The following is an 8,115-nucleotide window of genomic DNA, read 5'->3' on the forward strand; positions in this document are numbered from 1 at the left end:
TCATCTTTTAGATAAGACGCATTTCCGTGCTCACATCCATACACAAGGTCAATAATCAAATTCTGCCACACATCCCTTCTAGCATTATAATGCTTGTGACGCACAACATACTCTGCTCGACCACCGCCTTTATCTTCGATCATAACATCGCCAACATCAATACCATGATCTTTTTCAAGTAGCAGAGCCGCAGCTATATCTTTTGCAACATCTCCTACACTTTTACACTCCGCTTTTATCTTATCGCCACGCTTTCCATTAGGTTCAAGTAGTATGCGCATAAGAACACCTGTGCTCTCTTGTAGGTTTTTTATAACACTACTCAGGAATGACTGTTCGCGACGCTCATTTTTCTTAATATACCATGCTTCATCGGCCATAGCCTGCAGAACTAGTGCTTCTCTTAAAGGCTGCGAATTGAAGAAGACGAAAAATAACAACATTTTCGTCGCCGTGCTAGGATTTTCGACAAAGTGCCCATTATCAGAGTAAGAACACGTCACCGCATAAATACAACTCATACAGGCAAATAACATCTTCGCTGTGCTAGTACTAATATTAGGAGCAGTAAAGTTAGCGGGCATTTTCCCCCGAATAGCCTGAAAAAAGTCACACAGCTTACGTGCCCGATCACCGAGTTCATAACACTTGTCAATAGCAACATCAAACTTATCCTTATGACTTTTTATATCCCTCGCAAAGACTACACCAAGACTTGTATCTGCAAAACCATTCTTAACAGTAATGACGTCTCCTGAAAAACTACTCTCAATTTCGATATATTCTTTCAAAGCTTCATAGTAAAACTCCAGGTATAAGAGGAAAAGTTTCTGCATATTGCCACTTTTCTGAGATTCCTGGGAAAACATTAACTCAACCAGGCTGTCATAATTCAACATAGCACTCACCTTACAAAAGAAACTCTACCCTGTTATCTCCTTATCAATGCCGTAAGAAATAGCCAAGAATAAGCTGAAAGAACACTACTTGCCCCGTAGCTCGGAACTCTTCTTGAAATCTTACCCTATATAACGCGAACCCCGACAATGAGCTCAGGGAAAGGATCGCCAACCGTATATGTGGTAAATACGCATTTATCCACGTACCTTCCACCTACACTTAGTATAATATTTCCATTGTCTCAGTCACGGGTTAAATGTATACGCCACCTTCCCCACTCTCTTACAATGTCATCTAATGACCCTGTAGTGCCTCCATTTATGCTCAATGTGACGTGGCTACTAAATCATCTAGTAGATACTTATGGAATTTAAAGAAATTCACACCTTGAAGACTAGGGCACCGCAAACATGAAACAAAAGTGAACAATACTTGCGGCACACAAGAAGAAAGCGCCCCGGCGCATAGTAGAAGAACAAAGAATCGCGTCCTCCAAAAGCGAGAAAACCGGTGGACACAACGCGCCACACGGCGCATTTACTATGACCCAGCGCTATAAGTCTCAACTAAGGTGGGGCACTGTCGACCCCTGCGCGGGAGCAATACCCCCCCCCGGGGGAGACATCTACAGCGCATAAGTCGCTAGATACACTGGTGCCACTTTCCTTTTCCTCGCACTGCAAGAGCTCTTGCTTGGCCGTGACTGAAGCAATACTACTTTCTTCGGGACTGACGACGCCCTGTACTTCTACCTTCATTATGCTTCCGAATAACTCTCTGCCCGCAACAGCGCTTTTGCATGGCCCAAGAAAGTCTACAATGCGATCAGACTTTAGTGCGTATAAGCGCGCAACATACTGATCAATATCGGTACTATCTGTAAATACAATGTCTGTTCCATATTTCTCTGAAAGACCGACAATCGTATCTACAACCGCATATGGAACTAGCTCTTCTGTTGCGCTACTCAATAGTTTGAACGCATCTCCGGGTTCACCACCACATACCTTGTCAACAACCAAATTCTGACATAGTCCCTTTCTTGCCTTATAGTGCTCAAGACACAAAACGTAGTCGGCGTTATCGCTTCCAATTGTTTTTCCTTCAACACCATCAACATTTATGCCAGTACTCTTGTTAAGTAAGAGAGCAGCGACTATACCCTTTCCCACACCTTCAGCATTATCTCCATATACCTCCTTCATCTCATCTTTATGATTTCCATTAGGCTTAAGCAGTATGCGCATAAGAACACTGGTACTCTCCTGCAGGTTTTTGATAACACTACTTAGAAACGACTGTTCGCGACGCTCATTTTTCTTAATATACCATACCTCATCAGCTATAGCCTGTAGAACAAGTGCTTCTCTTAAAGGCTGCGAGTTGAAGAAGACGAAAAATAACAACCTCCTTATTACTGTGCTAGGATTTTTTACAAAGTACCCATCGTCAGAATAAGAACACGTCAACGCATAAATACAACTCATGCAGGCAAACAACATCTCCGATCTACTGGTATCAGGGGTAATAAAGGTATCAGGTATTTTCCCCTGAACAGCCTGTAAAAAGTCACATAGTTGACGTGCGCGACCACCGAGTTCACGACACTTTTCGATAGCAACATCAAATTCATTCCCATGACTTTTTATATCCTTCGCAAAAACTGCACCAAGATACGTATCTGTAAAACCAGCCTGAACAGTAACCACGTCTTCCGAGAAGCTACTCTCGATCTTGATATATCCCTTCAAAGCTTCATAATAAAACCCCAGGTATAAGAGGAAAAGTTTCTGCATATTGCCATTTTTCTGAGATTCCTGGGAAAACATTAACTTCACCAGGCTGTCATAATTCAGCATAGCATTCACCTTACAAAAGAAACTATACCTGGCTGCTGTATCCTCACCCGTGTTGTAAGAAATGCCCCTAGCGTCAGCTAAATGAACACTACTTCCTCTCAGTAGCTTGAACTCTTCTTGAAATCTTACCCTATATATAATGTGAACTCCGCTACTGAGAACAGGAAAAGGATCACCGCCCGTATGTGTGGTCAATATGTATTCATCCACATATTTTCCACCTACACTTAGTATAATCTTCCCATTGTTGCGGTCACGGGTTAAATGTATACGCCCACTTTTCCACTCTCTTACAATGTCATCTAATGACCCTGCGGCACCTTCCTTTATGCTACATATGATATGGCTACAAGCTTCCCTTATCTTCCCGTATACTATGCACGATCCCCTATCAGTCGACTTCTTTCCGTTTCCATCCTTATTATCACTTTCACTAGAGGAATTTACAGGCACCTCAGAAGCCTTTTGCATACCTTGAGCCTTAAGTGCCTGCCCTGCCGCAAGACTTGCGACTACAGCGCTGTAACGACTATCTATCCCGTATTCTTGGCGCACATCTACTCTTCCAACAATATCAGCATACCTACCCGGGATTAACTCCGATGCTGAATTAGGCATACACGATACGCAGTCTGCGCTATGCCCATCGTTTTCTTTTACAGAGTCTTCAAATGTAGACTTACTACCACTACATAAAGACTCCATCTCTATGTATTTAGCACTCTCAACACTTTCCTCTTTATTGTGCTTAACAGAGATTTTTGCTGTAGCTGATACAGTCCCCGCAATAACAGCGTATGCTACTAGCACTGCAGCTACAAAACATCCAACAACTGCTGCGGCAATAAGAATCCATTCGGGGCGTTCTTTTTTCAATAGGATATATGCTGACACAATGCCCACACACATGCCAACGCACAGAAGTAATTCAACATTTCCGATAGGAGAAGAACTCGCGCGGCGCTTCTTTGCAACAAAATCTGAATCCATAGTGGGAATCTTCGCACTACCCATATTCACCCTCCGGCGACAATCCACGGTTGTTAGCAAGCTCGTAAGACACATACTCTAACAGGTATGAGCACACAAGCCACAAGTATAATCAGTACCTATTGGCCGGTCGTCTTGTAACAAAATCGTAATAAAAATTGGAGATCCCTTACATCGTTTCAAGAAGGATGCTAGGCCTTACAAATAAAGGAACACAGAAAGTACCGACCCTTCTCATGCTACCATGATTATCATCGGTGCATCAAGTGCCCAAAGGTATACTGAGGGCACTTGAGCGATTTAGGCTACCTATCAATTGAGGATTGACCTGTTCCCACAACACTCTTGATCAGAGTCTCGTTTCTTTTCTCTGAGCATGAGGCATACACACCGGAATAATTTTCGGGAACCATATCACGAACCCTACGTAAAGAATGCGGTACGCACCCAACAAGATTTCCTGAATCTATAAGAACGCGCTCGCACTGCACGAATTCTCTGAAATTCTCAATGAATATCTTCTCGTGCGCTGACTCATTCATCATAAAATCCGCACCCAGGCTATCTGCTTGATAAAAGCGCATAATATGGTCTGCAACAGCGAACGATATAAGTGCCCTATACGCTCTCACACCATGTGACAGATACTGTTTAATCTGCTCAATTACTTCAGAGTGCCTTCCATCTTCACATGCTCTTATCAATTCATCTAGGTGTACAGTATTTTTCAATACACCAATGCTATCGCTTATTACTCCTAATCTCTCAGATCGCGCCTGCCTTGGGGTCAACACAGAAGCACTCAGGAAAAATGCATAAAAAGCTTCCGGATGATCTTTAGCCCTCATGTGCGCATTCATAACAAGCTCCCGATATTCCGCATCCAAAGTCATAGCATTGCTTGCAATAAACTGCGATGATGCAAAGGCTCCCACAGAATGTAAAGGATACAAGATATGCTGAGAATCCTTAGTTGGATCACTATTCCAACCCTTTGTAATTCCAATAACCGCATGAATACTATCTGACAAGTATGGAGTCCTCCTTGCAAAAATAGGGAAAATTTCTTCTCTTGAGCACTCAAATTCGCGCGGATCTCCCATATTAGATGCCTTTGAAGCATGTAGAATACCAGATGAAATTACAGCGTGTCTGAACTTAGAATTTGTCAGAAACGTACGCATAAGAGCAGCATTAAATGTCTTGTAGGATCTAGGATTTTCGTACTTATCTGTATGAAACGTGGAACTAGTACATGAGAACCCATACAGCATAGCAATGACAGGAAGAGAAGTACCTTCTGCTCTTGCATCCACATCCTTCATTTTTCGCGACAAAGAAATATTTTCACTTAGCATGGACCTGCAAGTTGCCGGTAAAGCTTTATCCTGCAGAATGTTTCTAAAGAAGTGTCTATACAAGTTCATATCGTGATGTAGTGCACTCGTCGCGCCCTGAACGCGTTTGCATGCATCATGATATTGCAAGTAGCATGTAAGAAAGTCATATCGCCACCACATTTTGCTTTTGTGAGCATTTTCTAGACATACCGCATATTCAAAAAGACTTGAGCTACTGACCTCTTCAACAGCATTATATGAAAATGCAATACCTCTCCGGCCTTTCTTGGCTACTGAAATACTGGAGCACCCATCAGCCACAATAACACCCTTGGGGATATTTGACTGAAATACAAAACGTAATGTATTCGAAAATGGCATGTTATCGTTAGGTGGTATACCTTTTCTGTCTCCACTAAACAAGAGAGCAATGGGTTTCTGATCCTTATGTGCTATGGAGATATTATTACCGCCAATGCTGCAGTGTAAAGTATCACCCCTATCCGATTTTTTAACAGAAAACTGCGCCGCTGCGGAGTGATTATCTTTAGGAGATAGACCTCGAATACCTGCACCATCAACACTGAAAAACACAGTAAATGTATGTAGATTACTTTCTTGTGCATTCTCCGAAGCAGCTCCCACAACTGTAGCTTTTTGTTGGCTCTTGGCTGTATTTTGAACGTTTTTCTCTGCTCTATGCTTGACCGCATTACCACTACGCTCAACACTGAGAGATACACAACCTACACCACTATGCGGCTGCCATGATCCAACGAATTCTACTGGAGAAGCTTCGCGATCATTTGTTACAGCTTGTCTCCTCTCACTTGTTCCTGCAACAACAGGACTTCTACTTATATCACTTCTCGTATCGCTTCGCGCACTGCTTGCATTTGCAGATACATTGGCACTCTCGGCACTATCCTCGGCACTGCGGCTAGATTCATCTGCAGTTTGAGGTACCAAAACAACTTCCTCACCTCCTTGTGAAAGCTCTACGCCCATTTCTATGTGAGGATCATTTTGTAAGCCTTGATCACCAGCAGAAACAACACCAGGCGCTGCACCTTGAACAGCAAATGTGCCAACTATTACGCTCTCTGATGAAGCGATTGCCTCAGCATTGCCTCCGTCATACTTCGATTCATTCTGAGACAATTCAATCCCAGTATGCGGTTTGACAAAGAAGTCCTGTACGCTCTCAATGCCCTTTCGCAGCATAGCAGCGACGCTTTCTCTTTGCGGCATTATACTGGTCACTGGTACCATGGCTACCTCATTGCTTCCCTTAAATTTTTCAGAAGCTTTGAAAGTCACGGATGTCGTTTGTGGAACGACATAATTAAATTTCATTCTTTGTTTGACGACACTATTTAGGAACGCAAACCCGTACAGTCCTGCTGAACGGAGGATACCATTGAGATACGAAGTACTTCTAGAATGGTAAATATCTGTACTAAAGAACACCTCAAGGCAGTGCTGTGCTTTTTGCAGTTCTGTGTTAATCTCAAAAACAAAGCTATTTATCACAGCGGCTTCAAGGCCCGTTGTTTCAAGATCTCCTATGAATTCACGGAGCAACTTATAAGAGAATGCTTTTTCATTACTGGAACCCTGTTGAAGGTATGCTATAAGTTCCTCTCTTGATTTATCCCTACTTTTGGCATTTATATAACGCCGAGATAATACAGAGTCCGTAGTGCATACTTTGATAGCAAAGGCCTTGTCCTCGTCTGTGCTTGTTATGTTAGAAGCATGACTAAACATGCTCTGCGCATAACTAACACCGGGATATACATCACATTCACTTTTCTCTAATAACTTTGAAGTGTACCCACTTACGAGATGAAGTGGATATAATGAGTCACCAGGAAATACCTGTGCCCTAGGTAATATACAAGCGCTTATCAAGGCATAGGAAGCCTTTATTAGTCCTGGAAGCTGAGCACACAGGTATGGCGCATTTTCATCTATTTCTGCATAGGATATATCAGGATTTTCGCGAACAGCAGAATATACATATTGTAGTGCACGTATTGTTATACCGCGTCTTATTTTACTTTCACCAACATATGCACAGACAAGCCCATCTGTTTGACTGCGTATTGGGGTATAAAATAGCTCACCACCCGGTGCATATAGACCGTATAGCATGAGCAAAACATTCCGCTGAACACCAGTTTGCAGTCGGCTTCTGTCAGAAGACTCGCTTTTCCTTTTTGTAAGCAATGTTAAAGAATTATTGTATTCATCAGGTAGTAGACCGTTGCTCACCAGACTAACAAGCTCTTTGCCATGAGTTGCAAGGTCGTCCATCAGTCCCCCTACATACTTTTTAGCATATTCACGCTCTGCTTTACTATCGCCTCTACGCATACTTTGACGCATATCAAAGTAATGTTCTATGTATTGCAGTACCATGTCATACTTCCAGTTTCTGGCGTTTAGCTCTGGGTGTGACATCAAAACGCAGCTCAGTAAGTTATGAGCAGAACATGCAAGGGTAACGTTGCAGCACAATTCAACAGTACATTCATTGTCTACGTACGATGATACCCTACTATAGCATGCCGCTGAAGGGTGCACATCTTCGTGGAATTCATATAGCATCTGCACAAGTGCATGTTCGGGTGCCATGGAACCAAGAATGACCTTTAGATCCTTGGAGGAAGGTTCTTGTCCCTTAGTAAAGATATATAAGTGCTTTATTTCTAGCCTATCAGAACCTAGACATACGTGGAATGAATCTTCCAATCTGTTGTGTACAATCTTTAGCCGATTCTCCTGAATTGATTCCTTGATCCTTCTCTCAACATATACGTTCGACACAAGGTCTTTTCTATCTACCTTCATGTATACTCGAACTCGGTTTACCAGAATGTCTTTAAGGCTAACTCCCCTGGAATAAACGGTTACAAATCCCTGTGGCAAATCTATGCGCCCCATGTTTTTGTGGTCAGACACAGACACCCGCAAATCTTGTTGAGCGGACGTACTAGGTATCCCCCTTGAAGCATCAGGCA

3 protein-coding genes are annotated in these 8,115 nt (G+C 42.7%); all 3 read right to left on the reverse strand.

Going from position 1 to position 8,115, the window contains the following annotated elements; translation table 11 throughout:
* On the reverse strand, positions 1-899 hold an 899-nt coding region (locus tag R4I06_RS03830; RefSeq protein WP_334414234.1), incomplete at its 3' end, for a hypothetical protein.
* 567 nt (positions 900-1,466) lie between these two features.
* The gene (locus R4I06_RS03835; RefSeq protein ID WP_334414235.1) at positions 1,467-3,773 is read right to left on the reverse strand and encodes a hypothetical protein; all 2,307 of its coding nucleotides are present in this window, start codon (positions 3,771-3,773) and stop codon (positions 1,467-1,469) included.
* A gap of 281 nt (positions 3,774-4,054) precedes the next feature.
* A partial coding sequence (locus R4I06_RS03840) for a hypothetical protein (RefSeq protein ID WP_334414236.1) occupies positions 4,055-8,115 on the reverse strand: 4,061 nt, incomplete at its 5' end.

This window comes from Anaplasma bovis (assembly GCF_036903315.1).
GTDB lineage: Bacteria > Pseudomonadota > Alphaproteobacteria > Rickettsiales > Anaplasmataceae > Anaplasma > Anaplasma bovis.

What these genes read in the sequence shown, in the direction of transcription:
- R4I06_RS03835 (WP_334414235.1), bottom strand. Translation starts at nt 3,773, where the DNA reads ATGGGTAGTGCGAAGATTCCCACTATGGATTCAGATTTTGTTGCAAAG.